This is a genomic window from Micromonospora sp. NPDC005710, from assembly GCF_040630995.1.
Taxonomy (GTDB): Bacteria; Actinomycetota; Actinomycetes; order Mycobacteriales; family Micromonosporaceae; genus Micromonospora.
Genome location: NZ_JBEXYP010000001.1, coordinates 365299 through 390479, shown reverse-complemented (window position 1 = coordinate 390479; position 25181 = coordinate 365299). Strand labels below are relative to the sequence as shown.

General features: G+C 69.9%; 26 protein-coding genes. 12 read left to right on the top strand and 14 right to left on the bottom strand.

Translation table 11 applies throughout. The annotated features are described in order from the left end of the window. Positions 1-160 precede the first annotated feature (160 nt). A complete protein-coding gene (locus ABZ406_RS01890; protein ID WP_357755293.1) occupies positions 161-1363 on the top strand; it encodes a hypothetical protein in 1203 nt (400 codons plus the stop codon). A gap of 22 nt (positions 1364-1385) precedes the next feature. Here ABZ406_RS01890 and ABZ406_RS01885 read toward each other — a convergent pair whose 3' ends face one another. Next, positions 1386-1814 (bottom strand): VOC family protein, encoded by a 429-nt coding sequence (locus ABZ406_RS01885; RefSeq protein WP_357755290.1) that lies wholly within the window; start codon positions 1812-1814, stop codon positions 1386-1388. A gap of 31 nt (positions 1815-1845) precedes the next feature. Here ABZ406_RS01885 and ABZ406_RS01880 point away from each other — a divergent pair, with 31 nt between their 5' ends. Beyond that, positions 1846-2316, top strand: a complete 471-nt coding sequence (locus tag ABZ406_RS01880; protein ID WP_357755288.1) for a type II toxin-antitoxin system RelE/ParE family toxin — start codon at positions 1846-1848, stop codon at positions 2314-2316. Then, positions 2313-2612 (top strand): helix-turn-helix transcriptional regulator, encoded by a 300-nt coding sequence (locus ABZ406_RS01875; protein ID WP_357755286.1) that lies wholly within the window; start codon positions 2313-2315, stop codon positions 2610-2612. The genes ABZ406_RS01880 and ABZ406_RS01875 overlap by 4 nt, the downstream gene beginning before the upstream one ends. Before the next feature lie 17 nt (positions 2613-2629). Here the strand turns inward: ABZ406_RS01875 and ABZ406_RS01870 are convergent, their stop codons facing one another. From ABZ406_RS01870 to ABZ406_RS01855, 4 genes are all read right to left on the bottom strand, one after another. Continuing rightward, the gene (locus ABZ406_RS01870) at positions 2630-5713 is read right to left on the bottom strand and encodes a DUF3427 domain-containing protein (protein WP_357755284.1); all 3084 of its coding nucleotides are present in this window, start codon (positions 5711-5713) and stop codon (positions 2630-2632) included. A gap of 27 nt (positions 5714-5740) precedes the next feature. Next, the gene (locus ABZ406_RS01865; RefSeq protein ID WP_357755471.1) at positions 5741-6682 is read right to left on the bottom strand and encodes an aminoglycoside phosphotransferase family protein; all 942 of its coding nucleotides are present in this window, start codon (positions 6680-6682) and stop codon (positions 5741-5743) included. 23 nt (positions 6683-6705) lie between these two features. Continuing rightward, positions 6706-8052: an XRE family transcriptional regulator gene (locus ABZ406_RS01860; protein ID WP_357755282.1), complete on the bottom strand. Its 1347-nt coding sequence runs from the start codon at positions 8050-8052 to the stop codon at positions 6706-6708. A gap of 227 nt (positions 8053-8279) precedes the next feature. After that, positions 8280-8798 (bottom strand): flavoprotein, encoded by a 519-nt coding sequence (locus ABZ406_RS01855; RefSeq protein ID WP_357755279.1) that lies wholly within the window; start codon positions 8796-8798, stop codon positions 8280-8282. Between the two features lie 215 nt (positions 8799-9013). Between ABZ406_RS01855 and ABZ406_RS01850 the strand changes: the two genes are divergently transcribed. Then, positions 9014-10120 (top strand): FAD-binding oxidoreductase, encoded by a 1107-nt coding sequence (locus tag ABZ406_RS01850; RefSeq protein ID WP_357755277.1) that lies wholly within the window; start codon positions 9014-9016, stop codon positions 10118-10120. After that, the gene (locus ABZ406_RS01845) at positions 10120-10320 is read left to right on the top strand and encodes a DivIVA domain-containing protein (RefSeq protein WP_357755469.1); all 201 of its coding nucleotides are present in this window, start codon (positions 10120-10122) and stop codon (positions 10318-10320) included. The genes ABZ406_RS01850 and ABZ406_RS01845 overlap by 1 nt, the downstream gene beginning before the upstream one ends. Here the strand turns inward: ABZ406_RS01845 and ABZ406_RS01840 are convergent. Beyond that, entirely contained in the window at positions 10274-10702 is a 429-nt protein-coding gene (locus tag ABZ406_RS01840) for a hypothetical protein (protein ID WP_357755275.1), read from the bottom strand. The two genes, ABZ406_RS01845 and ABZ406_RS01840, sit on opposite strands and share 47 nt — an antisense overlap. 235 nt (positions 10703-10937) lie before the next feature. Here ABZ406_RS01840 and ABZ406_RS01835 point away from each other — a divergent pair, with 235 nt between their 5' ends. Further along, positions 10938-11330, top strand: coding sequence for a hypothetical protein (locus ABZ406_RS01835; protein ID WP_357755272.1), 393 nt, complete (start codon positions 10938-10940; stop codon positions 11328-11330). Positions 11331-11569: 239 nt separating this feature from the next. Here ABZ406_RS01835 and ABZ406_RS01830 read toward each other — a convergent pair whose 3' ends face one another. Beyond that, positions 11570-12451, bottom strand: a complete 882-nt coding sequence (locus ABZ406_RS01830) for a cellulose binding domain-containing protein (protein ID WP_357755270.1) — start codon at positions 12449-12451, stop codon at positions 11570-11572. A gap of 198 nt (positions 12452-12649) precedes the next feature. On the opposite strand from ABZ406_RS01830, the gene ABZ406_RS01825 reads away from it, so the two are divergent. From ABZ406_RS01825 to ABZ406_RS01815, 3 genes are all read left to right on the top strand, one after another. Then, positions 12650-12997, top strand: coding sequence for a beta/gamma crystallin domain-containing protein (locus ABZ406_RS01825; RefSeq protein ID WP_357755268.1), 348 nt, complete (start codon positions 12650-12652; stop codon positions 12995-12997). Between the two features lie 215 nt (positions 12998-13212). Next, positions 13213-14118: a hypothetical protein gene (locus tag ABZ406_RS01820; protein ID WP_357755266.1), complete on the top strand. Its 906-nt coding sequence runs from the start codon at positions 13213-13215 to the stop codon at positions 14116-14118. Positions 14119-14257: 139 nt separating this feature from the next. After that, positions 14258-14881: a hypothetical protein gene (locus ABZ406_RS01815; RefSeq protein WP_357755264.1), complete on the top strand. Its 624-nt coding sequence runs from the start codon at positions 14258-14260 to the stop codon at positions 14879-14881. A gap of 4 nt (positions 14882-14885) precedes the next feature. Here ABZ406_RS01815 and ABZ406_RS01810 read toward each other — a convergent pair whose 3' ends face one another. Together ABZ406_RS01810 and ABZ406_RS01805 are read right to left on the bottom strand one after the other, a co-directional pair. Then, complete coding sequence (locus tag ABZ406_RS01810; protein ID WP_357755262.1) at positions 14886-15254, bottom strand: DUF4180 domain-containing protein; 369 nt, start codon at positions 15252-15254, stop codon at positions 14886-14888. After that, positions 15247-15699: a helix-turn-helix domain-containing protein gene (locus ABZ406_RS01805; protein WP_357755260.1), complete on the bottom strand. Its 453-nt coding sequence runs from the start codon at positions 15697-15699 to the stop codon at positions 15247-15249. The genes ABZ406_RS01810 and ABZ406_RS01805 overlap by 8 nt, the downstream gene beginning before the upstream one ends. A gap of 158 nt (positions 15700-15857) precedes the next feature. Here ABZ406_RS01805 and ABZ406_RS01800 point away from each other — a divergent pair, with 158 nt between their 5' ends. Beyond that, positions 15858-19169, top strand: coding sequence for an AAA family ATPase (locus ABZ406_RS01800; protein WP_357755258.1), 3312 nt, complete (start codon positions 15858-15860; stop codon positions 19167-19169). Positions 19170-19278: 109 nt separating this feature from the next. Here the strand turns inward: ABZ406_RS01800 and ABZ406_RS01795 are convergent, their stop codons facing one another. Genes ABZ406_RS01795 through ABZ406_RS01785 form a run of 3 tightly spaced genes read right to left on the bottom strand, consistent with a single transcriptional unit; the run spans position 19279 to position 21731 of the window. Next, positions 19279-20139 (bottom strand): ABC transporter permease, encoded by an 861-nt coding sequence (locus tag ABZ406_RS01795; protein WP_357755256.1) that lies wholly within the window; start codon positions 20137-20139, stop codon positions 19279-19281. Beyond that, positions 20136-21149, bottom strand: coding sequence for an ATP-binding cassette domain-containing protein (locus ABZ406_RS01790; protein ID WP_357755254.1), 1014 nt, complete (start codon positions 21147-21149; stop codon positions 20136-20138). Before ABZ406_RS01790 ends, ABZ406_RS01795 begins: the two co-directional genes overlap by 4 nt. Positions 21150-21176: 27 nt before the next feature. Next, positions 21177-21731: an NAD(P)H-dependent oxidoreductase gene (locus ABZ406_RS01785; protein WP_357755252.1), complete on the bottom strand. Its 555-nt coding sequence runs from the start codon at positions 21729-21731 to the stop codon at positions 21177-21179. A gap of 131 nt (positions 21732-21862) precedes the next feature. On the opposite strand from ABZ406_RS01785, the gene ABZ406_RS01780 reads away from it, so the two are divergent. Further along, a complete protein-coding gene (locus ABZ406_RS01780) occupies positions 21863-22378 on the top strand; it encodes a GNAT family N-acetyltransferase (protein ID WP_357755249.1) in 516 nt (171 codons plus the stop codon). 25 nt (positions 22379-22403) lie between these two features. Here ABZ406_RS01780 and ABZ406_RS01775 read toward each other — a convergent pair whose 3' ends face one another. Both ABZ406_RS01775 and ABZ406_RS01770 read right to left on the bottom strand, forming a co-directional pair. Beyond that, positions 22404-23390: an aldo/keto reductase gene (locus ABZ406_RS01775; RefSeq protein WP_357755247.1), complete on the bottom strand. Its 987-nt coding sequence runs from the start codon at positions 23388-23390 to the stop codon at positions 22404-22406. An 81-nt stretch (positions 23391-23471) separates the two neighbouring features. Further along, the gene (locus tag ABZ406_RS01770) at positions 23472-24224 is read right to left on the bottom strand and encodes an SDR family oxidoreductase (protein ID WP_357755245.1); all 753 of its coding nucleotides are present in this window, start codon (positions 24222-24224) and stop codon (positions 23472-23474) included. A 102-nt stretch (positions 24225-24326) separates the two neighbouring features. On the opposite strand from ABZ406_RS01770, the gene ABZ406_RS01765 reads away from it, so the two are divergent. Next, positions 24327-25169 (top strand): helix-turn-helix transcriptional regulator, encoded by an 843-nt coding sequence (locus ABZ406_RS01765; RefSeq protein WP_357755243.1) that lies wholly within the window; start codon positions 24327-24329, stop codon positions 25167-25169. Positions 25170-25181: the final 12 nt, after the last annotated feature.

Below are 25181 nucleotides of genomic sequence, written 5' to 3'. Positions count from 1 at the left end.
TGTCGGCGGCCGCTCTGGTCTCACCGGAGCGGTCGCTGGCAGCGGGCTTTGCGTGGTGTCCCGTCAATACTCTTCTTTCGGGCACAACGGGATGCATCGATCCCGGTCGCGTTGCCTGTCACGTACGTGAGCGGTTGTACCGCGTGTGACCGTGACCTCTGTGGCCAACGCCCCCTGGCGGACCGCCTGGGCCGAGCGCGAAAACGAGCGCCGGCAACGCGCGCACCGCGACGCCACCGACGCCTGGCAGCGCCGCGACGACCACCTGGTCCGGCTCCGCATCGAAGCCGCCAGCTTCCTCGGGTGTACGCAGCCGCGCGCCGGCCTACCGGTGGAGCTCGACGACGACGAACTCGTCTTCCGCGTCCTTCCCGGCGCCACGCTTGTCGAGGCCGAGGCGCGGCACGTTCCCGGGCTACCCGGGCCGGGCTTGTGTTCCTTCGCTGAGCCCACTTCCGAGGCCCTGCCGGCGGGCCTGCGGGCCGTCGACACCGGCCTGGCCGTGGTGACCAGTCGACGGGTGGCCTTCGGCGGTCGGGAGCACCGGCGCGAGTGGCGGTACGACGACCTGATCGGCCCCGCCCACCACCCCGACGTCCCGGTCACCCTGCTGCCCGACCGCCGTCGACGTGATGGGCTGCTGGTTCCGGTCAACGCAGTGGTGAACTTCCGCTTCTATCTCGCTCTCGCCGCTGCCGACGATCGCGCTGCCCTTCTTGCCCACCTGGACGCGTTGCTGACCGCCCACCGGGCCGCCCCGCCCGCGCCTCTTCTGTTGGTGGGGCCCGACGACGCGCCGCTCACGGCGGTACGTCCCGACCGGAGGGCGGTTGGTGCTGCCGCCGTCGCCGCAATGGTGTTCGTGACGCTCGGACCGGGCGCTCTGGGTCCTGGCGCGTCAGGTCCGGTCGGCCAGGTGCCCTCGGCGGAGATCGTCGCGTTGGGCCCGCCAAAGGCCGGGGTAACTCTCGTGCCGATCGGGCTCGTCGGACCGGTGGTACCCAGGACGCGGGTCGGCTCGGCGGTGAGTGCCGTATGGAGCGCCCCGTCCGCCTCGACTGTCCGGCCGTCAGCCCCGGCAGATGTCCCTACAGTGGTGGCCCCTGTCGTGGCGGTGGCCCTGCCACCGGCCGCCGCGCCGCCCGTCGTCCCAACCCCGTCGGCGAGTCCGGTGCCGACGCCGGTTCCCAGCACGGACCCGCCCGCGTCAGCACTGCCGACGCCGCCCGTCGCGTCGGCCTCACCGACGCCGACGCCGACCGCAACGGCTACGCCTTCACCTTCACTGGATCCGGGGTTGCTGGCTACTTGTCTGGACCCTCTTCAGCCGGACCCGCTGCTCTGCCCGTCCCCGGCGCCCTGATCGGCGTCTGCCTGCGTGCAGCTCAATTCATGGCGCTGAAGTCGGGGACGGTGAGAGTGCCGTCCTCCGCGAGGGTGAAGCCCGGGTTCCAGGCGATTTCCCACAGGTGACCGTCCGGGTCGGCGAAGTAACCGGCGTAGCCACCGTAGAAGGTCTCCCGGGCCGGCTTGGTCACCGTCGCGCCAGCCTTGGTCGCGGTGGCGATCACCTCGTCGACCTCGGCCCGGGAGCGAACGTTCTGGGCGAGGGTCATCGCGCCGGTGCCCGGCCCTTCGATGCCCGCGTCGTCGGCCAGCTTGTCGCGGCCCCAGAGGACGAGGGCCAAGCCGCCGGCCTGGAAGAAGACCGTCTCCTCGACCTCCTGGCCTCGCCAACCGAGCTGCTCGTAGAACGCCTTCGCGCGGGCCACGTCCGCGACTCCCAGGGTGATGAGGCTGATCCGCTGCTCCATAGCCTTCAACCTAACGCGCAGTTTCGCAGTGGTGCGGCAGGCTGCCCGACGTTGTGGCCGCCCGAGCGGCAAGCGCAGCGCCCAAATCATCGCCGACACGCGTTCGATGGAGTGCGGTGAGATCGTCCCAACTTATAGCATCGATGCAATGGGTTGGGGTAGTGTGGAGCTGGAACCAGAGGTCCGAGACTGGCTGGAGGAATTACCAACTGCCGACTTCGCCCGAGCGGCGTTCTACATCGATCTTTTGGCTGGCCGAGGCGTCTTGCTCGGGGAGCCGCACAGCAGACAGCTTGACGGCAAATTGCGTGAGCTGCGGTTTTATCTGGAGCGCGACGCAGTCCGCGTGACGTACTGGATAGCCTCCGACCGGAGGATCATCCTGCTCACGGTGTTCCGCAAGACGCGGATGCAGGAGCACCGGGAAGTCGAGCGGGCTCGTCGCGCATTCGAGCGATGCGTGGCGGAGCGGCACATCGTGAACGAGGGGGCAGAGCGATGAGTGATCGCCTGGACTGGAACGACTTGCGTGAGCGCCGGATGGCGGAGCCGGGAGCGGCCGAGACCTACGAGGCCACCCGGATTGCCTTCGAGCTTGGGCAGGAGGTGCGCCACCTGCGCGAAGGGCACGGCTGGAGTCAGAGCCAGTTGGCGCGCGCCGCCAGCATGACTCAGTCCGCGGTGGCACGCTTCGAGGCAGGCGGGACCGTGCCGACCCTGCCGGTCCTGGAGAGGCTAGCCCGGGCGCTGGACCGACGGTTGGACGTCAGGTTCGCCTCAGACGCGGACGCAGCCTGACCAGCCGCCGGTGAGGGCTAAGCGGCGATTGTTCGGGCGGTGGCGTAGACGTCGGCGGGTAGGGCGTGGTGAAGCTCCCACAGGACGCGCATGGGTCGGTCGCCAGTGTGGGACTTGTACGTCATGGTGCCGGCGTAGAGGTACGGCGGTGCGCCGAGGTCGCGGTCGGCGATGCGGGTCTCGCGAATGAAGAGGTGCACTGTCGACCCACCCGACGTGTAGCGCTGCCCGGTGATCGACGCCGCCGACGTGGTGCTCTGCGACTCCCACTGGAAGAGGGTGTCGGTGATGGCCCGGTCGGCGTACATGGTGGTGGGGGAGTAGTGCGCCTCCGACTTGACCAGGGTGACGAAGAACAGGTCGGCCTGGGCGTCCGGCAGCCACTTCACGCCCTCGCGCAGCGACCCAGGATTGGTTATTCCGAAGGCGGCGCATGCCTCGTTGCGGCTGTACCGAGCGTGCACCCGCAATGGCACCGCCCCGGCAGCGAGCGCGGGCGTGACCCGGTGGATGCGGTCTCGCAGCACCTCGGCGACCTGCCGTAACTCGGCGCAACGGGCCGGCTCCTTCCACAGCCGTGCCAAGCGTTCGTCGCGCGTCGCCAGCGGGGCGTTCGGCCCCCAGAGGCTGAAGTGCAGCATGTCCAGTAGTCGGCTGTTGCCCGCGTACACCTGCTGACCTGGCGTGGGCGGTCCGGCCGTGACTTTCGTCAGCAGCTCCAGCCGGTCGGTGTCGTCGGTGTGCAGCATGCGACCGATGGCCCGGGCCAACTCGCGGTCGTCGGGGCCGGGCGCGGCCGTGTCGATGCCGGCGAGCCGTCGCAAGCCTGTCCAGCCGCCGATGCTGGCCGATCGGTACACGTCCTCGATCTCCAGGCCGGTCTCGCGGAGGAATGTCGCCAGGCTGACATCGCCGAGTTGCCGCAGCTCAGAGACCAGGCCGGCCTTCGAGGTGGGCAGTGCCGATCGCAGGTTGGCGAGCACGATCTCCTTCGCCACCCGGTCCAGCTCGATGTGGCAGCCGCTCGGCAGGCTCGGGAAGTCGTCGCGGACCGCCTCGGTGATCGCCCGCCGGCTCACCCCGGTCAGGGCACGCCACCGCAGGTCGAAGCGGAAGTTGGCGTTCTGCCCGCCGATGAAGTCGAGCACCGTGAGGCAGGGCTTGTCGTCGTCCAGCCGCAGACCACGGCCGAGCTGTTGGAGGAAGATCGTGGCGCTCTCGGTGGGTCGCAGCATCAGGATCGTGTCGACCATCGGCAGGTCGACGCCCTCGTTGAACAGGTCCACTGTGAAGAGCACCCGCAGCTTGCCAGCCTTGAAGTCCCGCAACAGCCCGGCCCGATCGGTGCTGGCCCGCGAGGTCACCGCCGCCGCCTCGACACCGTGCTTCCGGAACCGGGCCGCCATGAACTCGGCATGCCCGATGCTCACGCAGAAGCCGAGCGCCCGCATTCGCCCGACGTCCACCTTCTCGCGGATTGCGCGCAGCACCGTCAGCGCTCGAGCATCGTTGGCGGTGTAAATGGTGCTCAGCTGCGTCAGGTCGTAACCCTGGCCACGTTTCCAGGTGACGTGCGACAGGTCTTCGTTGTCGTGCAGCCCGAAGTACTGGAACGGCGACAACAACTGCCGCTCCAACGCGTCCCACAGGTGCAGCTCAACTGCCGCGCGCCCGTCGAACCATCGGCGCACGTCGCCGCCGTCGGTCCGGTCGGGGGTCGCGGTCAGTCCAAGGAGTACGCGGGGACGCAGCCGCTCCAACAGCCGCGTGTACGTGGGCGCTTCGGCGTGGTGGAACTCGTCCACGATCACCATGTCGTACGCCTCGGGGTCGACCTCCCGCCGGTGCAGCGACTGGATGGAGGCGAAGACGTGCTTCCAACCATTGGGCTTCTCGCCGGCGACAAGCATCTCGCCGAAGCTGCCATCGCCCATGACCTGCCGGAACGTGGACAGGCTCTGCCGCAGGATCTGTTCCTGATGAGCGACGAAGAGCAGCGAGTCTGCTCGTTTCGCCTTGTTCAGCCGGCGGTAGTCCAGGGCAGCGACGACGGTCTTGCCGGTGCCCGTCGCCATCACCACCAGATTGCGCCAGCGCCCATGCACCAGTCGCTCGGCGTCCAGGTCGGCAAGGATCTCCGCCTGGTACGGGTAGGGGCGCACGTCCAGGTTCGAGATCGCCGTCGGTGCGTCGTCGCGGCGTTCCCCGCTCAACGCATGTCGAAGCCGCTCGGCGTCCCTGGTCGGGTCGTACGCCTCGAACGCCGGGTCGTTCCAGTAGTCCTCGAACGTCGCCGTGAACGTGTCGATGACGTGCGGCTGCTCGATGTTGGAGATGCGGACGTTCCACTCGACGCCGTCCACCAGTGCGGTCTTCGAGAGGTTCGATGAGCCGACGTACGCGGTGGTGGTGCCGTTGTTGCGGCGGAACAGCCATGCCTTGGCGTGCAGCCGGGTGGTCCGCGTCTCGTACGACACCTTGACCTCGGCGCCCAGCTCTTTGAGCCGGTCCAGCGCCCGCTGATCGGTTGCACCGAGGTAGGTGGTGGTGATGACCCGGACCCTGCCACCTCGGTCGATCAGGTCGCGGATGGCGTGCTCGACGATGCGCAGGCCGTACCACTTGATGAACGCGCAGAGCAGATCGACGCTCTCGGCCGACGCCATCTCGTGGTTGACCTCGTGGCCGATGCGGGGTTGGTGGCGGCCGTTGACCAGCAGCGCGCCGGCGGAGAGCGGAGTGGTGGGGCGCTGCGGGAATGCTGGTAGCGCCGGTGGTGTCGGCGGGGCGGCGATGGCATGGAGCAGGTGCTTGGCGTCGGTGACCTGGTCCTGGTCCGTCGCTGCATTGGGGCTCAGGGTCGTGATGGCGTCGGCGATCTGGTTCGCCATGGCGATCTGGTGGTGGAGCTTGTCGTCGCCATTGGGGACGGACTGGAGGGCTCGGGCGGCCAGTGTGGCGATGTGGCGGGCGAGGGCGGTGTGCGCGTCGGCCGGGTCGAGATTGTGGCGTTGGATCAGGGCGGGGTCAACGTGCTGGAGGCGATCGGCCAGCTCACGAGTGATCAGGTGCTCGTACACACCCCGCTCAAGATCCGTCATCCACGCAATCTAATCGTCCGTGACCTTCTAAGACCGCTCTCGGCTTACGTCATTTCGCGTGTGTCGGTTCGCCGACAGCTGTTCCGCGGCGGGTTGGGGCGAGATCGACGCGAAAGGCCTCCAACGGGCTTTCGGGTCATTTCTTCGCACTGACAGGAGGCGGCCTGAGAACTCTCCCGCGACGCTAGGCGACTTATGAATCAGCGGCACGGCGGCTGCAATCATCTTTAACTCGCGTGCTTCTCGCAGGACTGCCCATGACTGATCTGAGGTCACGTCGTAGCCGTAGGCGCTTGCCAGCCCGTGATGTAGGCCCGTGCCTCCGAACCGCGCCTCGCCTACCGCCACCGCCGCCAGGTCAACCTGCCACGGCCCGATGCACGTGGCATCGAAGTCACACATCACCGTCCGGCCCGACGCCTCTCGCAGCAGGTTGCCGACATGTGCATCCCCATGGACGAGCTTTGGCTCCTCTCGGTGGCTGAGCGCAACGAGCTGCGGCTCCAACCGGTCGCACCATTTCACCAGGAACTCGCGATCATTCGGGTCGAGACCTTCGGCGTCAGCAAGGCGCCGTCGCGCGTCGCCAACCGGATCCCAAGCCGGCAGTGCAGTGGCGGCCACGTCGAGAGCATGGAACTCGCGAAGCACAAGGCCGAGATCCCTCACCGTCGGAGCAGGCCGTTGCGGCTGAACGTAAGACCAGACCGAAGCAACATGGTCGCCTATCCGGATCGGCTGCTCGACATCGGGCGCGAGCCGTATCGTCGGCGCGTCGATCTGAGTAAACCAACGCCCCAGCCGGACCACCTTGGTCACCCGGTCGAGAAGCTGATGGGTTCGTGCAATCCGAATGACGATTCCAGATCGAGGCAAAGCGAAAACGGCATTATTGGTGAACTGCAACAACTGGGCAGCGTCGGGAGAGACGCCAAGGGTAGCGGCGATTTCCCGCATGGCCGTCGTCATGGCGGCCTCGGAGAACTGGTCGCTCACGCGCTCGCCGTAGCCCGAGCGGCCAGGACACGCTCGAATGCGCTCACCTCGGGACGCTCCCGGTGCCGATTGAGATCACGACGCAGATTAATTAGTCGGTCTATGACCCGCTTGGAACTCATCTCCTGCGACTTCTCTAGCACTCGATCGCCGATTGCGATCGCCTGCTCGGGCTCGTCGGCGAGGAACAGCGCGCTGCAAAGCCCGACCTCGTTGAACACGGTGCTCCGTACGTTCGCCGCGCCGAATGCCGCGATGGATGCCCTGCACCAGCGAACCGCCTCGGCCGCGTACCTCCGGTCTCGCCGTGCCATGTCCCGGTACACCCGCCCGTACTGAGCCAACAGTTCACCGTGGTCGTAGAAGCCCATCCAGTCTGGCTCGCGCTCCTTGTCGATCCGCTCGAACTGGTCGCTCGCTTTCCCGAGGGTTCTCATCGCGCTCTGGTGGTCGCCGAGTGCCGCGATCGAGGCTGCCTGCGCGCCCCAGAGCAGGGCTCTTACCGCTGGCGTTGCGTTTGACCCGAGCTGTGCGAATGTGAGTTGCAGTGTCGCGAGGGCATCCCTGTTGTGCCGAAGGTGTTGAAGCTGCTTGGCCTGCGCGTATCGAATCATCGCGACGAGCGGCGCGTTGTCAGAAGTCAACGCCGCGCGCTCCCCGGCAACGAAGTGCCGCTGAGCGTCGGCATGCCTACCCGCATCTAGGGCGGTCCACCCGGCCAACTGTCGAGCTGTCGCGACCGCCGCGATGAGTGGCGGAGTGAGCCCGGTCGGGTGCGACCAATCAAGCATCCGGTACACCGACTCCGCGAAACGGGCCACCTCCCGATACAGCAAGCCGCCGCCAGACTCCCGGTCCACCGACCGGTACAGCTCCAGCACCGCGTTCAGCCGAGCGATGTCCGCCGTGCCAATTCGCCGAGGCTGAACAAGCTCGCTGCCGCCGAGCAGACCGGCGCCCGCAGCGACAGCGGCGATGCCGGCCAACAAAGCCCGCCGACCCTCGTCCGGCCCAGCACCCGGTAAATCGGTGGAGGCGTAGGCGGTCTCGGCTTTCCTGGTCGATCGCCGGGGCTGTCCAGGGAGAGTGAACCAGAGACTGCCCGCCGGCACCCGAAGGAGTTGCGCCCAGTGCGCCAGCCTGTCCAGGTGCACGAGAGGCGGGCCGTTCTCCACCCGACTCAACTGCGCCTGCGTGATCCCCAGCCACCCCGCCACCACGCTCTGCGGCAATGCGACCCGCCCGTGGTACGGATGGCAGCGGTACGCCCGGATCACCCGCCCCAGATGCCGCTCGGCGAGCGCGAGCCGCACCGGCTCGTGGTCCCAGAAGCTCGCCGGCACCACCGGAGGCGCACTGAGCCGGTCCCGCTCGGCGGTCTGGCACGGCGTACACCGTCCGCTGTCGTTGTCCCGGGCCAGCCGTCCGCCGCACCGAGGGCAGTTCGCGTGTGTCACCGGCGGCTCCGTCCGTCTCGCCTCATCGAGCGTATCCATTGAACACGCTGCGTGGAGCGCTGGTATACGCGCGACGCATATTGTCGAAGGACCGCCCAATACGCGGCAACCCTTCAGGACGGGCGAGCCGCCCGCAGCGCCTCGACGACCACGTCCCAACGCCCCGGCCCGTTCACCGAGTCCAGCGGCTTCCCGTCAGCCACGGTCACTCCGGCAGCACGCAGAACCGCCACGTGACCCGCATAAGCGGGATGCGCGGCCAACTCCGCCTTGGTGTGCGGGAACGCGATGATCGGCAGCCCCGCGCCCAGTGACTCGTTGAGGACGCCGAGCGCCAGCGTGTCGTTGATGCCCAACGCCCACTTCGTCACCGTGTTGAACGTGACCGGGGCGGCCACCACCACATCGGCCGGCGGGTGCGGCTCGGGGTCGCCGGGCATCCGCCACTCCACGCGTACCAGATAGCCGGTCTTGTCCTGCAATGCCTGACGGTCGAGCCACGTCGCGGCGGTCGGGCTGACGATCATGCACACCTGCCACCCGTCGGCGACCAGGAGGTCGACCAGCTCGTCGATGTGTTCCGCCGGACCCGCGGCGCAGACGACCAGATACAGCACCGGACGTTCCGTCATGCCCGCAGTCTGCCCGATTCGACAGTCGCCGGGTGGAGCGCATGCCGATCGCGCATGCCGTGAACGATCACCGTGACATGCCGTTGTGCCTGGTCAGGCGCGACAGTCGACGCCTGGCCCGGGGCGGGTGCTCGGCCCCGGAACTGCGCCGGCCCTCAACGGCGCAGCTCTTCCCGCCCCGGTGCCAGCCCATGAGTCAACGACTTGGAGCCGGTATGCCCACCGTGATCGACGACGACCACCCGCCGAGCGTGAGTCTTGCCGCCGCCTGGGAGTCGGTCGACGTGCGGGCGGCCGCCGACTTCTGGTGCACAGTCGAAGATCGCCGCGCCGTGCTGCTCCCAGAGCGTGACGCGCCGCTGTTCTTCACCGCGTTGGGCCGCCTCGTGGCCGGCGGTGACGCCCCGGCGAACCGGGCGGCGCTGCTCCGGGTGCTCGGCCACGCGTACCGTCACTTCGACCTGCTCCCGCACGCCACCACCATCGGCGACGCGTTGCTCGCGACGGTGGCCCGCCACGCCCAGCCAGTGTGGACGCCGCAGCTCACCGTCGCCGCCGAGCGCGCCCTGTGCCGTGCCACGCACGCCATCCGCCGCGCCGCTAAGCACGCCGGCGACGGCCGGGCCTGGTGGCACGTCGAGGTGATCGGCCACGATCGGCCTTCGCCCGACGTCGCCATCCTGACGGTACGTCCCTGGCGACGCCTGCCCTTCCAGCCGGGTCAGGCCGTGCCGGTCTGCACACCGCGCCTGCCCGGGCACTGGCGTTGGCTCTCGCCGGCCAACGCCCCCCGCGCGGACGGCACCGTCGAGCTGCACGTCCGCGCCGTACCCGCCGGCACCGTCTCTCACAGCCTGGTCAATCGGGTACGCCCCGGCGAGCTGCTCTGGCTCGGCCCACCCGTCGACACCGGGCTGAGCCTCGACATGGCGGGCACCAACGATCTGCTGCTCGTCGCCGGCGGCACCGGCCTGGCGCCGCTGCGCGCCCTGGTCGAGCAGGTCGCCGCCGCACCGGGCGGTCGGCGGGTGACGCTGGTCGTCGGCGCGCGCACGTTCACCGACCTGTACGACGCGATCGCCCTCGACAAGCTGCAGTGCGCCAACGACTGGCTGACAGTCGTGCCGGCCCTGTCGGCTGACCCCTGCGCCGAGCCGGCCGAGCAGGGCGACGCCCTGACCATCGCCCTCGACCATCACCAACCCGGGCAGGACATCTACCTCTGCGGCCCACCCGCGATGCTGGCCGCCGCGCGGCCAGGGTTGTGCGCCTTCGGCATCCCCGCCGCGCGCATCCACCTACCCGGAAGCTTCGCTCGGTGATGGCTGTTTACCGCAGCCGTAACGCGCTGGCTGGTCCGCTCACCCCGACTGGCCTGCGCGACGTGGCGCTTACTCGTACTCGGCTCGGCCAGCGGGGCTACCGGCCCGACGACGTGCATGCGCTTCTGGACCGCCTCGCCTTCGAGCACCGCACTAGCCCAGTAGCGTGCGCGCTCGCTGGCTCGGCTTCAAGGTGGTGACCTTGAAGGGGCAGCTCTTGTCGGTCAGTAAGGTGTACGCCTGGATGGCCCGCTCGGCGGCATCTCGCGCTTGCTCGGTGGGCGTCATTCCTCTTCCGCGATTGCGAAAGAGTGCGCCGTAGAACGCGGAGCAGAAGACGCCGTTCTCGTGCCAGCCGATGATGGCGGACGTGCCGATGTAGGTCACCTCTCCCTGAAGGCAGTCCCGCACCGCCTTTTGCCACACGCCAGTACCGGTCTTGCAGCCGTCCGCGATGATGGCACTCGTCGAGATCCCCTGGCCCTGGCTTGCCGCAGTCTCGCCGAGCTGTTCAAGTGAAATCTCGACGTTACCGTCCGTGCTACTGAACGTCGGCGTGATCGTGTGGTCGCCGTGGGCCATGACGTGCAGGACGTCGCACGACCCGGTGAAGGCCGAGAGTACGGTGCCCGGGTTGCGCGATCGGACAAAATCGCCGGCTGTCGCAGAGTGCCGACCGTACGGGCTTGTTCCTCGCCGTGTCGTTCGGGCAAGTGCCTCTCTGACCGCACCCATTCGGTATGCGTCAATACCCAATCGGCCGAGTGGTGGTTCAGACGCTCGCGGGCTTCGGCAAAGGGGTGTGTAGGGTTCGACGATGACCGACGCCCGGCGGCAGGATCTGCTCGCCGATTTCACGCCTCCCTTTCCGTACACCAGGGGGGCCGCCAGTCGCGCTCCAAGTGCGCCGGGGGTGCACGTGATCCTCGAACGCGGCACGGTCCTCTACGTCGGTTGGACAGGAGACTTGCGCCGACGGCTGCATCAGCATCTGACCGGCAACCGCGGCTCGTCAGTGCTGCACGACCAGGTCGGGCAACGCCTCGACGAGCCCGGTCGGGAGGCGTCGGCGAACGAGATCGCGGATTGGTTGGGACAGCGCGAAGTTCGTTGGAAGGAGGCCGAATTCCCCCAGCCCCTCAGGGATGCCATGGTCTTGGCGTTGCGGCCGCCCTTCAACCGGAGCGTGCCAGTTCAGCCTGGCAGTTGACGTAGGCGCGCGCTGCTTGTCTTGGCTCTCGCGCTCCCGCATCACCGGCCCGACCACCTCGGCATCCCCGCCGCCCGCATCCGCCTGCCCAGCACCCGGGGCGCCAGAAGGTCGGGAGTAGTTCCCCGAGAAGCGTGATGCCTGTCAGTCATCGTGATGACTCACAGGCATCACGCTCGTCAGGGAAAAGGCCACCCGGACCCGGGGCATGCCGGTCGCCCGCCGCGTGGTCAGGAAGGTCAGGAGGAGGTGTCGCCGAACTCGCGTACCCCGTTGACGTCCAGTGTGATCCGCCCGTTCTCGGTCCACTGGCCGGTGGCGGTGAGCCAGCTCGGGTCGTCGCGTTCGTCGATGGTGCTCCAGCTCTGCCGGTGGTGCCGTAGCTGGATCGGCCCGGTCGACTGGCCCGGCGCGAGCGTGCCACCGGTGAAGGTCAGCTCCACCCAACCGGGAACGGCAGTGCCCGGCGGGGGATTCGGCGGTGCCGGCGTCGACAGCGCGGACGGCGGCCCGCCCGGCGGGACGAAGAACTGCACGGTCTGCCGAACCCGGTCACAGCCCACCGCGGCCCAGTCGCAGTTCGGCACCAGTGAGGTGTTGCCGCCCTCGAAGCGCAGGTGGTAGCGCACCCGCACGGTGCTCAGGTCCAACGGCCCGGTGCCGGTGTTCGTCACCTTCAGGAGGTACTGGATCTGGTTGTTGGTCGGAGACCAGTCCAGGTTGAGGTAGCTGACAGTCGCACGGCCGCTGGCCGTCCGCACCGTCGTCGTGGGCGAGGTGTCGGAATAGCCGCCGAGCGCGCGGGCGGCAACAGCGATTCGGTACGTCGTGCCGGGCGCGAGGTCGGTCACCGTGATCGTGGTGTCCGTGGTGGAGCCGAGGAAACGGTACGTGTTGGGCCCCAGCGGCACCTGCACCTCGTAGTTGATCGGTTGCTCGGCCCCGGGCTCGACCCAGACGGAGGGCGCCCAGCTGAGCGTGAGCTGATGTGGATCGTTGGACACCACCGTGGGGGTGCCGGGGGTGCTGATGGCCGGGCCGTCGGCACGGGCCACACCGACGGCGAGCAGGCTCGCCAGCGCGGCGAGGGCGATGGCGGCGGTGACGCGGCGAGCGGGCATGCCCGAATGGTAGCCGCCATCTATCAACATCAATGAAATATCTCACTCGTTGGCGAGGCGCGGGCGGTCAGGCTCGAACGGCCCCCGGCAGGGTTCCCGGAATCGGAAGCAGATCGAGGTGAACCACCCTGTCGTCCCGGTCGTAGTGGTGGCGCGTACGACACCACTCCCACCGGAACAGAAAGGACCCCTGCGTAGATGAAGACGCACGTCAAGAAGATCGCCCTCGGTGCGGTGGTGGGCCTGGCCCTGACCATCGCGCTCCCGGCCAGCCCCGCCCTCGCCATCAACTCCGTCACCTGTGGCACCCGGACGGACTTCCTCAAGCTCGACATCACGCTCGGCTCTGTCGGCATGGCCAAGTGCTTCGCCAGCCGGGGCGTCACGGCCGTGAACATCGGCGGCGTCTTCCACTACACGTCGGGCAACAACAAGGTGACTGTCAACTACGAGGCCGACGGCCGCTATCACACGAGCACTGTCGACAAGTGGCACGGAGTGGACTTCGGCCGCACGGTCCGGGTGTACGAGGTGCGGATCTGGTGACCCCCGGCCGACCACCTCGGCCGCGTCGGTGATCAAGGGCGTCCTCCGCGTCACGTCAGGGCTTCGGGAGGACGCCCTTCCGGTCCGTAACGCGACGTAGTCGGCTTGGAGATAATGCCTGGTCAGGTGGCTACCTAGCGTGAACCCGTCATCACGAACGGCCTCGACGTCGGCGTCGCACTGCCGCCCCGTCCGGCCTCAGACGGGAGAAACACATGCGTACCCAGAACACACCCCGCCGGTTCGGCGCTCGCGCCTCCGTACTCGTGCTCGGTCTTCTCGCGACCGGAGCGGTGCTCGCCCCGGCGAGCCCGGCATCCGCCGCGGTCCCCGGTCTGGTGCGGGTCGCCGCGACAAGCGTCAGCAACTCGGCCGACTATCACAGCGTCACGGCGGCGTGCCCGGTCGGGAAGGTGCTCACCGGCACCGGCTACGAACTCAACGGCGTCACCGGCGAAGGCATCGTCGACGACCTGCGCCCCAACGGCGGTGTCGCCACGGCACCGACAGCGGTCACCGTCGGCGCCTACGAGACCGAGGCGTTCGCGGGAAACTGGTCGGTGACGGCGTACGCGATCTGCGCCAACCCGCTGCCCGGCCTGGTCCGGGTCACCACTGCCGGCGTCAGCAACTCGGTCGACTACCGCAGCGTCACAGCGACGTGCCCGGTCGGGAAGGTGCTCACCGGCACCGGCTACGAACTCAACGGCGTCACCGGCGAAGGTGTCGTCGACGACTTCCGCCCCAACGGTGGCGTCGCCACGGCACCCACAGCGGTCACCGTCGGCGCGTACGAGTCGGACGCCACGGCCCTGAACTGGTCCGCCACCGCGTACGCCATCTGCGCCAACCCCCTCGCGGGCCTGGTGCGCGCCTCCACTGTCGGGGTCAGCAACTCCCTCGACTTCCGCAGCGTCACGGCGACCTGCCCGGTGGGGAAGGTGCTGACCGGCGCCGGCTACGAGCTGAACGGGGTGACCGGCGAGGGCATCGTCGACGACTTCCGCCCCAACGGCGGCCCCGCCACCGCCCCGACGTCCGTCGCGTCCGGCGCGTACGAGGAGGACGCCTTCGCCGGCAACTGGTCCGACACGGCGTACGCCATCTGCGCCACCCCGTAACACCGACGTGCGGTGGGCCGTCCCGAAGCCAGGGGCGGCCACCGTTCGTGTTCGTTCCCCCGATATGGCGTCAGCGGGCTGTCGTGGGTGCGCCTCGGCCATAGCGTCCGGACAAGGATGCGAGTCGAGGGAGGACAAGATGAGTACTCCTGTTTCGGAAGAGCGAGCCCCGGTCACGGTGCGGGTGGATCGCTGGCGGAAAGGGTTGCCACCTGACGCGTGGCCCGACGCCTTCCCGGCGAGTGGCGAGGTCTGGCGTCGCGACGTCTTCGCGGTGGCCGAGGCCTGCCGTGCTGGCGCCGCGGGTCCACGTCACCTGCTGACGGCCGTGCTGGCCTGGGCTTACGGCCCCATCGGGTACGGCCCGTGGCGCGCCGCCAGGTCACTCGCCGCCGACCCCGACGGCAAACGCCTGGCGTACGCGCTGGAGGAGGTGTCCGCCCCAACGCCCGCCGAGGAGGCGTTGCGCACGGCGTACCGCCGCTTCAGCAACCCCGACGACGCTCGTCTGCCGTGGTTGGGGCCCGGTTTGTTTACAAAGGTCCTCTACTTCGCCGGTTACCGGCGCGGGGCGGGCGGTGTGCAGCCGTTGATCCTCGACCGTGTGGTGGCCAGCCAACTCCCGGCCGAGGCGGGTGTCGGCCGCCGCAACGGGTGGTCGTGTGAGGAGTGGCTTGCCTATCTGCGCTGGGCGGCCGAGCGGGCTCGGGTCAGGGCGGTGGAGCCGGACGCGGTGGAGATAGCGATCCGGCCCGACCGCTGACCTGCTATCGGGCGGTGCGGAGGCGGGTGTCCAGCGCGTCGAGGTCGGGCACGAACCAGATCTGCCCGCCCTGGTTCGACTCGTGCACCAGTGCGCGCAGCGCGGAACTCTGCGCGAGTTGCGCCGAGATGTCGCCGACGACGGCCAGCCGCACCCGGTAGTTGACGAACTTCTGCATCACGTCGCCGGCGAAGCGGGTGCCCAGCGAGAAGAATCGCTCGTCGAGCCGGTTGGCCGGCACGGCCACCACCTGGGCGCCGAGGAACGCCGCGCCGATCAGGTCCAGCGCGTCCTGCTCGGTGGCCACCGGTGGCCCCGCCGGGTCGCAGACCAGCACCGGCACCCCGGCGCGTTCCTGGATCTCGTCAGACATCGCGAACCTCCTGGTTGAGCAGGCCGTTGTCGGCGTTGAGCACGGCGTCGAGCAGGTTCAGCAACTCGGCGGTGGCGGCCAGGTCACCCAAAATGATGATCTTCAAGCGGTGGCGTTGTTCGTCGTGCACCGTCTGCACGCGTAGCGGGTGGGCCTGGTCGTGGGCGGTGTTGGCGCTGGTGAGCACGAGCGTGCCGAGCCGGTCGGCGGCGGCCCGGTCGACACCGTCGATCTGCACGATGCTCGACACCTCCGCCTGCCCGCCGGCGGTGACGGCGGGCGGGGCCTGCCCGGTGAGGGCGTCGAGGTCGCTGGCGGCGATCCGGTACTGCTTGCCGATCCGCACCGCCCCGAGACGGCCCGAGCGGATGTAGCCGCGCACGGTGCGCACGTGCAGGTTGAGCCGGTCGGCCACCTGCTCAACAGAGAACATTTCTTCCGTCATCGCTCCCTATACTAGCCGGATAGGGAAGTATAAGGAACAACGGGATCGACTCGTTGACGACATCAGCTCCAAAGGACCCGAACCCCGCCCGGCCACCAGGCGCCGTCGTCCGGCAACTCCCTGGCGCTGTCGGACAGTTCCAGTACCGTCTGGAAACCATGGACGCGCGGCGCGACGACGCCATCATCGGGCGGGACCACCCCGCGAGCCTGCTGCGCGCCGAGGTGGATCGGGCCACCACCAGCCACGGCGGCCTCGTCCTGGTCACCGGCGAGCCGGGCATCGGCAAGACCACTCTCGTCACGTCGGCGGCCCGGGAAGCCCGACAGCGCGGCGCGCTCGTGCTCGGGGCCGCCTGCTGGGATTCCGACAGCGCCCCCGGCTACTGGCCGTGGACGCAGGTGTTGCGTGCCCTGCGGCGCTCGGCCGACGACTGGGCGGTGGCGCGGCAGCCCGCCGAGCCGGCCCTCACGGCTCTGCTCGGCCAGTCCGGCGCCAGCGGCGAGCCGGCCGGTCGCCTCGTCGGTTGGTCCGGCGTGGACAGTGGCCCGGACGTCGCCGACCAGGAGGCGTTCGCGCTGTACGACGCGGTGACCGCCGCGCTGGTCGCCGTCTCCCAACACCGGCCGGTAGTGGTCGTCCTCGACGACCTGCACTGGGCCGACCCGGCCTCCCTGCGGTTGCTGAGCTTCGCCGCGCAGCACACCTGGTTCGAGCGGCTCCTGCTGGTCGGCACCTACCGCGACGCCGAGGTCGAGTCAGGCGAGCACCCGCTGCGACCGCTGCTGATGCCGCTGGTGGCCAAGGCCACCACGATCACCCTCACCGGTTTCTCCCGCGATGAGGTGGCCGCACTGATGACCCGGACCGCGGGGCGGGAGCCCGAGCCCGGCCTGGTCGACGAGGTGCACCGTCGCACCGGAGGCAACCCGTTCTTCGTCGAGCAGACCGCGCGGCTGTGGCACGCCGACGACGCGGTCGGCGCGATCGCACCCGGCGTACGCGAGGCGGTGCGCCGCCGCCTGGCCCAACTGCCCGCCCCCGTGGTGGAGGCGCTCACCGTCGCCGCCGTACTGGGTCGCGAGTTTCACCGTCAGGTCCTGGCGGCCTGCGTGCCCGCCCCCGCTGCGCAGGTCGACAGGCTCCTCGACCGTGCGGTGACCGCCCGACTGGTGGTCGCCCGGGGCGGTGGCCGCTTCACCTTCGCCCACGACCTGGTCCGCGAAACCCTCTACGACGGGCTGACCGACGACGACCGGCGGGCCCGGCACGGCACTGTCGTCCGGGCGGTCGACGATCTTCAGGAGTTGACCGACCGACTCATCCCGGCCGACCTCGCCCGCCACGCCTACCTCGCCGGCCCCGCGCTCGACCGGGCCCGCGTGGTCACACTGCTCGTCGCCGCCGGTCGGGACGCCTTCGCCCGGCTGGCCGGGGACGAGGCGGCGCTGCACTTCCGTCGAGCCCTCGAGGTCGTCGACGACCCCGTTCAGCGAGTGCGGGTCCTCGTCGAGTTCGCCGAGTCGCACTACCACCACGCCGCCCGGGAGGAGGTCACGAAGCTGCTGGCCGAGGCCGCGAAGCTGGCCCGTTCACTCGACGACCCGGTGCTCCTGGCCCGGGTCGCGCTCACAGTGAACCGCTCCCGCCAGGTCGACACCGCCCAGTCGACCGACGCGGCGGAGTTGGTGCGCGAGGCGTACCGCAGATTGATCGGCGAACCGGACGCCACCGCGACCGTCGGCGCCCTGGTCGCTGACCTGATCACCGCCAGCGAGACGATCGCCCGTCGAGGGCAGGACGACGAGGCGCTCACCTTCAGCCTCTGGGCCCGCCACGACACGACCTGGGGGCTCGGCACCGCCACGGCCCGCGCCGCGCTCACCGCCGAGATCCGGGACGTCGCCCGGCGGACCGGCGACCGGGAGACCGAGCTGTGGGCCACCTCGCTGCGCTGGGTGGCACTGCTGGAACTGGGCGACCCACGCTTCGTCGATGAGCTCACCACGTTTGTCGACGCCGAAGGTCAGGGCCACTTCGCCCGCCACCGGATGGCCGCCGCCGTCGACAGCGGGATCATCGCGGCGTTCCGGGGCGATTTCGCCACCGCCGACGAGCGGTTCGCCGTCCTCACCCACCAGGCCGATCCGAGCCAGGCCGATCCGAGCCAGGCCGAGTTCGGGTTCATGGGCCACCACCTGCGCTGGTCCCGGTTGCTGCTCCAGGGTCGGGTCGCCGAGGCCGCCGCCCTGGTGGAAGGGCTCGCGTCGACCGACTACCCCTACCGGGAGCTGCTGCGGGCGATCACCGCCGCCGAGGGAGGCGACGGCGAGACGGCGGTCCGGCTGACCGCCGGCATCGAGGCCGCCGCCATCCGCTACCCGCGCCCGGTGTCACCGCTGTGGCTCCGACTCCGCGCGCAGGCCGCCGCCGCCTCCGCCGACCCGCAGCGCTGCGACGCCGCGCGGGCCGCGCTCCTCCCACACCGTGGGGAGTGGACGGTAGGGCTGTTCGGCTGCGACATCAGCGGCCCCGTCGACCACTGGTCCGCGCTGGTCGACGCCGCCCAGCATCGCTGGAACGACGCCATCGCCGGCTTCACCGCCGCCCGGGACTCCGCCGACCGGCTGGGCTCCCGACCCTGGTCGCTGCTCGCCCGCACCGGCCTCGCGAACGCCCTCGCCAGCCGCGGCCACCCCGGCGACCTGACGACGTCGACGGCGTTGCGCGCTGCCGCGGTCCAGGAGGCGACCGCCCTCGGTATGACGCAGGTGCTCCGCCGACTCGCCGCCCCGACAGTCGCCGACACCAACCACCCGGACCAGACCGTCGGGTCGGGTCAGGTTGCTGGGCTGGGCCAGGCCGTCGGGTGGGGTCAGGTTGTCGCGCCCGGGCGGGCTGCGCCGGTCAAGGCTGCGATCGAGGGGTACGAGTTTCGGCGCGACGGGCCGGTCTGGCAGCTCGCGTACGACGGTGCTGTGGTGCACCTGCCCGACGCCAAGGGCCTGCACGACCTGCACCTGCTGCTCAGCCGACCGGGCAGCGACGTGCCGGCCGTCGAACTGCTCGACCCGGCGGCCGGGCCGGAGCTGGTCGCCGCCCGGCGGATGGGCGCTGACCCGGTGCTCGACGACGAGGCGAAGGCACGCTACCGGCGACACCTGGCCCGACTCGACGAGGAGATCGACCGGGCCGCCGCCCGCGACGACGACCGGAGGGTGTCCAAGCTGGACGCCGAGCGGGGTGCGTTGCTCGACGAGCTGCGCGCCGCTGCGGGCCTCGCCGGTCGGAGCCGTCGCCTGGGCGACGAGGCCGAACGGGCCCGCAAGACGGTGACGGCGCGAATCCGCGACACGTTGCGCAAGCTCGACGACCGACACCCGGCGCTGGCGAGTCACCTGCGCGATTCCGTCTCCACCGGCACGACCTGCCGCTACCTTCCATCCGACCCGCCACCCTGGCGCCTCTAACGAACCCCCGAGCCCCCGCCCCGCCCAGCCCTCCGCCCCCAGCCCGCGTCGATCTTGCACTTTGTGTCGGTGGGAGGGCGGGAGGGTGGAGGGGTGCGGGGTGCGGGGGTTAGCGGCGGTTGTACCTGTACATCGTCAGGGTGCCGAAGACCAGGACGAAGCCGGCGCTCCACAGCAGCAGCCACATGGTGGCCGACGGGTCCGACTCGCCGCTCATGGCTCCGCGGATCGCCGCCACCAGTTGCGTCACCGGGTTGACCTTCACGAACGCCTGGAGCCAGCCGGGCATGGTGCTCGGCTCGACGAAGACGTTGCTCAGGAACGTCAACGGGAACAGCACCATCATGCTGACCCCCATCACCGACTTCTCGCTGCGCAGGATCAGCCCGAAGAACGTCCACACCCAGGAGAACGCGAACGAGAAGATCACCAGCAGCCCGATCCCGGCGACGACCCCGAGCACCCCGCCTTCGGGGCGGAACCCGAGTGCCAACCCGAGGCCCAGGATCACCACGGCGGCGAGGATGTAGCGCAACACGTCGCCGAAGATCATGCCGACCAGGGCGGCCGGACGCCAGACGGGGAGCGTCCGGAACCTGTCGAAGATGCCCTTCTCGATGTCGGTGTTGAGGCCGATGCCGGTGTACATGGTGATCATGACGACGCTGGTGACCATGATGCCGGGGAGGAAGAACTGGAGGTATTCGCGTGGGCTGCCGGCGAGGGCGCCACCGAACAGGTACGTGAACATCAGCACCATGATGATCGGGAACGCGGTCACGTCGAAAAGCTGCTCCGGCACGTGTTTGATCTTCAGCATGGCTCGCCAGCCGAAGGTGAGCGACGCGCCCAGCGCGCTCGGTCGGGGCGGTCGGGCACCGGGGGCGAGCACTGTCGCCAGCGCCTCGGCGGACGGAACGTAGACGGACGGCGCCCGTTCGGTGGTGGCGGTGGTGGTGGTGTCGCTCATCGGGCTGCCTCCAGTTCGTCGTCGCGCTCGTCGGTCGGCACGGCGGGGTGGTCGGTGAGGGCCAGGAAGACTTCGTCCAGGCTCGGCTGGCCGAGGGAGAAGTTGTCGACCACGATGCCGGCGCGGGCCAGGTCGCCGAGCACGCGAGCGGCCTGGGCGCTGGCGTCGAGGTCGGTGCCGGCTTCGCCGACGCGGGCGGTCAACGCGACCGGGTCGGCGGCGAGCTGCACCGGTACGTTCAGCGCCTCCCGGAGCACCCGTTCCGCCTCGGGGCGCTGCGCGGGGTCGCGCAGTCGCAGGTGGACGGTGCCGGAGCCGATCGACGACTTCAATTCGCCCGGGGTGCCCTCCGCGATCACCCGGCCGTTGTCGACGACCGCGATCCGCCCGGCGAGCTGGTCTGCCTCGTCGAGGTACTGGGTGGTCAGCAGCACCGTCGTGCCGTGCGACACCACCGCCCGGACGATCTCCCACACCTGGTTGCGGCTGCGCGGGTCGAGGCCGGTCGTGGGCTCGTCGAGGAAGAGCAGGTCCGGGGTGTTCAGGATGCTGGCGGCGATGTCGATGCGTCGCCGCATCCCACCGGAGTACTTCTTCACCTGGCGGTCGCTCGCCTCGGTCAGCCCGAACGCGGCCAGCAGGGCCGCGGCGCGATCCCGGGCGGCCGGTTTGCGCAGGCCGAGCAGGCGGGCGAGGAGCACCAGGTTCTCCGTACCGGTGAGGTCCTCGTCGACGGAGGCGTACTGGCCGGTGAGGCTGACCCGGGAGCGGACCTTGTCGGCCTCGGTGACCACGTCGTGCCCGAAGACCCGGGCCGAGCCGCCGTCTGGTCGCAGCAGCGTGGCGAGCACCCGGACCGCCGTGGTCTTGCCCGCGCCGTTCGGGCCGAGCAGGCCGTAGACCGTGCCGGCGGGCACCTGCAGGTCGATGCCGGCCAGCGCCCGGGTGTCCCCGAACGAGCGGGTGAGGCCCTCGGCCTCGATGGCCGGGCCGGTGGTGCGTCTACTCATGATCCTTACCTTTCGTGGTGGACGTGTTCAGGAGACGTAGGGTCGTGCCGCCCGGCCGTCCCGTAGCGCCAGACCCCACCAGCGCAGTTGGTCGAGCAGGGCGTCGAGGTCGCGGCGCAGCTCGTCGGTGCACCGGGCGGTCGGTTCGCCGGCGAGCAGGTCGATCCCGACGACGTCGCGCACCGTCGTCGCGTGCAGTGCGGTGAAGACGGTACGTAGTTGGTCGACAGCGTGCTGTCCGGTCGACCGGCAGCCGTACGACACGAAGCCGACCGGTTTGGCCTGCCACTCGTCGTACGCGTAGTCGATGGCTTCTTTCAGGGGTGCCGGGAAGCTGTGGTTGTACTCGGGGGTGACCACGACGAACGCGTCCGCCCGGCCCACCTCGCTGACGAACGCTCGGATGGACGTGGTCGGCTCGGCGGGGTAGGTGGCCGGAAAGTCGTACCCGGTCAGGTCAACGACAGTGACCGCCAGGTCGTCGTGCCGCGCGGCCTGCTCGACGAACCAGTGGGCGAGCCGGTCGCCGACCCGACCCTCCCGGGTGCTGCCGACGATCACGGCGATCCGTAACCGTGTCATGGCCACCCCCTTCCAGCATGAAGGCGCGAGGTGGCGGCGGGAAGCCCGCTAGATCCGATCTAGCGGACACCGATTCGGGGCGAAATGTCGCACGGGTCGGCTCTACTGGGGTCGACGAACAGGGGAGTGGGATGACACACGTGCGCATCGAGCCGTGGCACGAGGACGACCTCGACCTGCTGCGGCAGCTCAACTCACCGGACACGCGCCGGCACACCGGTGGCCCGGAGACCGACGAGCAGGTGCTCGCCCGGCACGACAGGTACGTGCACTTCTCCGACACCGGGCAGGGGTGCATGTTCACGTTGGTGCTTACGGACGGCACCCGGGCGGGCAGCGTCGGCTACTGGGCGCGCGAGTGGCGCGAGCAGCAGGTGTACGAGCTGGGCTGGGCGGTGCTGCCCGCGTACCGGGGAAAAGGGCTGGCGACCGCGTCGGTGCGCGCGGTGCTCGACGTGGCGCGCGCCCGACGGGACCGGCGCTACGCCCACGCATACCCCTCGGTCGACAATCCCGCCTCGAATGCGGTGTGCCGCAAGGCTGGTTTCACTTTGCTCGGCGAGACCGGTTTCGAATACCCGCCGGGGCAGATGATGCGGGCCAACGACTGGCAGCTCGACCTGACCGCCCCGCCGACCGGGGCCTGAGGTCGGCGGGGCGGCTGGTGACGGGTCACCAGGTGGTGTCGAGGCGGTGCCGTTGCTCGGCGGTCAGCTCCAGGTCGACAGCTGCCAGGCTCTCCTCGAGCTGCGCCACCGACGAGGCGCCCACCAGCGGGATGGACGGCAGCTCACCGCCCAGCAGCCAGGCGAGCACCACCTGGTTGACAGTGGCGTCACACTCCCCGGCGACCTCCCGCAGCGCGGCCAGTCGCCGGGGAGCGCTGGGCAGGTCGTACGCCGAGCCGAGCGGCTTGTCCGCCCGGGTGAGCGCACCCTTGAGCAGCGGCGAGTAGGCGACCAGCGTCAACGTGGGCTCGGCACGCAGGTAGCTGAGCAGGTCACCGCCGACCCCGCCCGGCTCGCCGTCCGGGTCCAGTTCGCTGGCCAGGTCGGTGCGGTTCGGCAGGTAGCTGCGGTGGTACTGGAGCACCTCGTACCCCGGCAGGCCGGCGGCGGCGGCCAACGCGCGGGCCCGCTCCACCCGCCAGGCCCGGTGGTTGCTGGCGCCCAGCAGTCCCACGGTGCCCTCGGCCACCAGCTCGGCGAAGCCCTCCACGGTCTCCTGGAGCGACACGGCCCGGTCCTCGATGTGCGCGTAGAGCAGGTCCAGCCGGTCCACCCCGAGCCGGTCCCGGCTGCGTTCCGCGGACTCGCGGATGACCTTGGCGGACAGTCCCTCGGCGTTGTCCAGGTAGCTGGTCCCCGGTGCCAGCGGGCGTGCACCCAGCTTCGTGGCGATGACGATCTCGGCACCGACGCCCCGGCTGCGCCGCCACCGGCCGAGCAACTCCTCACTCTGGCCGCCCTGCCCGTCGCCCACCCAGAACGCGTAGTTGTCCGACGTGTCGACGAACGTGCCGCCGGCCTCGACGTACCGGTCGAGGATCGCGTACGAGGTGGCCTCATCGGTGATGCTGCCGAAGAGCATCGCGCCGAGGCTGAGCACGCTGACCTCGCGCCTCGTTGCCGGGTCGGCGCCGATCGTGCGGTACCGCATGGGTGTCTCCTCTCGTGCGCCCTACCGGTGGGCGCACGAGTCACAGTGCCGGCTGGAGCGCACTCCAGGTCAAGCGCTCGGTCACCAGGGCAGCACGCCGTACCCACCGCCGGCGTCCATCTGGAAGCCCCAGAGCAGCCCGTTCGGCCCGTCGGCCGGCAGCGTCGCCAGGTGCACGCTCACCTCGGCACCCTGCTCGGCCGTGCGGAAGCCGCTGTTGCCGTTCAGGTCGGTGGCGCAGTAGCCCGGGTTCGCCGCGTTCACAGTGATCGTGGTGTCCCGCAGCTCCTTGGCGTACATCGCGGTGAGCATGTTCAGCGCCGCCTTCGACGACGGGTACGGCACGGAGGTCAACTCAAACAGCGCGCCGTTCGGGTCGGTCATCACCGCTATCGAGCCGACCTCGCTCGACACGTTGACGATTCGGGCGGCCGGTGCCCGGCGCAGCAGTGGCAGCAGCGCGTTGGTCACCGTCACCACCCCGAAGACGTTCGTCTCGTAGAGCCGGCGCATCGTCGCCATTGTCGTCTCACTGGGCAGCCCTCGCGCGCCGTCGGCGAGGACGATGCCGGCGTTGTTGACCAGCACGTCCAGTCGGCCGTACTCCGCCTCCACCCACTTCGCGGCGGCCGTCACCGATTCGGCGTCGGTGATGTCGAGCGGCACGAACACCGCGTCCGCGCCACCGTCGCGCAGCTCCCGTTCGGCTGCTCGACCCCGCTCGGCGTCCCGCGCGGCCACCAGCACTGTCATTCCGAGGGCGCCGAGCTGCCGGGCGGTGGCGAAGCCGATCCCCTTGTTGGCCCCGGTGATCAGGGCGATCATGTTCGTCATGCCGTCGAGCCTGTCCCCGCCGGAGCCCTCCGGGGAGAGACGGCCCGAGGCTGGGACCAGCGGTACCACCTTCGCCGGCCCGGACCGGGGCATGCTGGAGGCATGATGAGCAGCGGCCTGCGGCGCCACGAACTGGCGGCGTTTCTGCGCACCCGCCGCGCCCGGCTGCGCCCCGCCGAGGTCGGACTCCCCGAGGGCGAACGCCGACGTACCCCCGGGCTGCGCCGGCAGGAGGTCGCCCAGCTCGCCGGAATGTCCATCGACTACTACATCCGGCTGGAGCAGGGCCGCGGACCGCACCCGTCCCGGCAGGTGCTCGCGTCGATGGCCCGAGCGCTGCTGCTCAGCCGGGACGAGCGCGAGTACCTGTTCCGGATCGCCGGGGAAAATCCGCCACCGGTCGGCGGGCCGAGCCGGGAGGTGACCCCCGGGTTGCGGCACCTGCTCGACGCCATGACCGAGACCCCGGCGTACCTCGTCGACGCCGCGTACCAGGTGTTGGCCTGGAACCGGCTCGCCACGTACTTCATGGGCGACCTCGCGGCCGTGCCCGACGCGGACCGCAACATGATCCGCTGGACGTTCCGGCAGCCGGTGACCAGCGCCCGCTGGACCGATGCCGAGGTGATCCGATTCGTGCGAAGCACTGTCGCGGACCTGCGGGCCGCCTACGGGCGCTACCCGGCCGACCCGGCGGTCCGCGAGCTGGTCACCGAGCTGCTCGGCACCTCACCCCGGTTCGCCCAGCTCTGGGCCGAGCACGATGTCGAGGAACGCCGCCCCATCGTCAAGCGGGTGCCGCACCCGGAGCTGGGGCCGTTGGAGTTCGAGTGCCGGGTGCTGCACGTTCCGGAGACCGACCAGCGGATGATCGTCTACGTCCCCGAGCCCGGAGCGCCCACTCAGGCGGTGTTCCGCCGGCTCGCCGAGCGCGTCGGCTCCTGAGCGCCGGGAACA

Bases quoted from the DNA above. Each gene is read 5' to 3' on its own strand.
- ABZ406_RS01830 (WP_357755270.1), bottom strand. From the start codon at position 12,451: ATGCCCGCTCGCCGCGTCACCGCCGCCATCGCCCTCGCCGCGCTGGCG.
- ABZ406_RS01795 (WP_357755256.1), bottom strand. From the start codon at position 20,139: ATGAGCGACACCACCACCACCGCCACCACCGAACGGGCGCCGTCCGTC.
- ABZ406_RS01815 (WP_357755264.1), top strand. From the start codon at position 14,258: ATGAGTACTCCTGTTTCGGAAGAGCGAGCCCCGGTCACGGTGCGGGTG.
- ABZ406_RS01840 (WP_357755275.1), bottom strand. From the start codon at position 10,702: ATGGCCCACGGCGACCACACGATCACGCCGACGTTCAGTAGCACGGAC.
- ABZ406_RS01765 (WP_357755243.1), top strand. From the start codon at position 24,327: ATGATGAGCAGCGGCCTGCGGCGCCACGAACTGGCGGCGTTTCTGCGC.
- ABZ406_RS01790 (WP_357755254.1), bottom strand. From the start codon at position 21,149: ATGAGTAGACGCACCACCGGCCCGGCCATCGAGGCCGAGGGCCTCACC.
- ABZ406_RS01875 (WP_357755286.1), top strand. From the start codon at position 2,313: ATGAGTGATCGCCTGGACTGGAACGACTTGCGTGAGCGCCGGATGGCG.
- ABZ406_RS01885 (WP_357755290.1), bottom strand. From the start codon at position 1,814: ATGGAGCAGCGGATCAGCCTCATCACCCTGGGAGTCGCGGACGTGGCC.
- ABZ406_RS01780 (WP_357755249.1), top strand. From the start codon at position 21,863: ATGACACACGTGCGCATCGAGCCGTGGCACGAGGACGACCTCGACCTG.
- ABZ406_RS01870 (WP_357755284.1), bottom strand. From the start codon at position 5,713: ATGACGGATCTTGAGCGGGGTGTGTACGAGCACCTGATCACTCGTGAG.
- ABZ406_RS01785 (WP_357755252.1), bottom strand. From the start codon at position 21,731: ATGACACGGTTACGGATCGCCGTGATCGTCGGCAGCACCCGGGAGGGT.
- ABZ406_RS01805 (WP_357755260.1), bottom strand. From the start codon at position 15,699: ATGACGGAAGAAATGTTCTCTGTTGAGCAGGTGGCCGACCGGCTCAAC.
- ABZ406_RS01855 (WP_357755279.1), bottom strand. From the start codon at position 8,798: ATGACGGAACGTCCGGTGCTGTATCTGGTCGTCTGCGCCGCGGGTCCG.
- ABZ406_RS01825 (WP_357755268.1), top strand. From the start codon at position 12,650: ATGAAGACGCACGTCAAGAAGATCGCCCTCGGTGCGGTGGTGGGCCTG.
- ABZ406_RS01845 (WP_357755469.1), top strand. From the start codon at position 10,120: ATGGCTGTTTACCGCAGCCGTAACGCGCTGGCTGGTCCGCTCACCCCG.
- ABZ406_RS01775 (WP_357755247.1), bottom strand. From the start codon at position 23,390: ATGCGGTACCGCACGATCGGCGCCGACCCGGCAACGAGGCGCGAGGTC.
- ABZ406_RS01850 (WP_357755277.1), top strand. From the start codon at position 9,014: ATGCCCACCGTGATCGACGACGACCACCCGCCGAGCGTGAGTCTTGCC.
- ABZ406_RS01865 (WP_357755471.1), bottom strand. From the start codon at position 6,682: ATGACGACGGCCATGCGGGAAATCGCCGCTACCCTTGGCGTCTCTCCC.
- ABZ406_RS01800 (WP_357755258.1), top strand. From the start codon at position 15,858: ATGGACGCGCGGCGCGACGACGCCATCATCGGGCGGGACCACCCCGCG.
- ABZ406_RS01820 (WP_357755266.1), top strand. From the start codon at position 13,213: ATGCGTACCCAGAACACACCCCGCCGGTTCGGCGCTCGCGCCTCCGTA.
- ABZ406_RS01770 (WP_357755245.1), bottom strand. From the start codon at position 24,224: ATGACGAACATGATCGCCCTGATCACCGGGGCCAACAAGGGGATCGGC.
- ABZ406_RS01810 (WP_357755262.1), bottom strand. From the start codon at position 15,254: ATGTCTGACGAGATCCAGGAACGCGCCGGGGTGCCGGTGCTGGTCTGC.
- ABZ406_RS01835 (WP_357755272.1), top strand. From the start codon at position 10,938: ATGACCGACGCCCGGCGGCAGGATCTGCTCGCCGATTTCACGCCTCCC.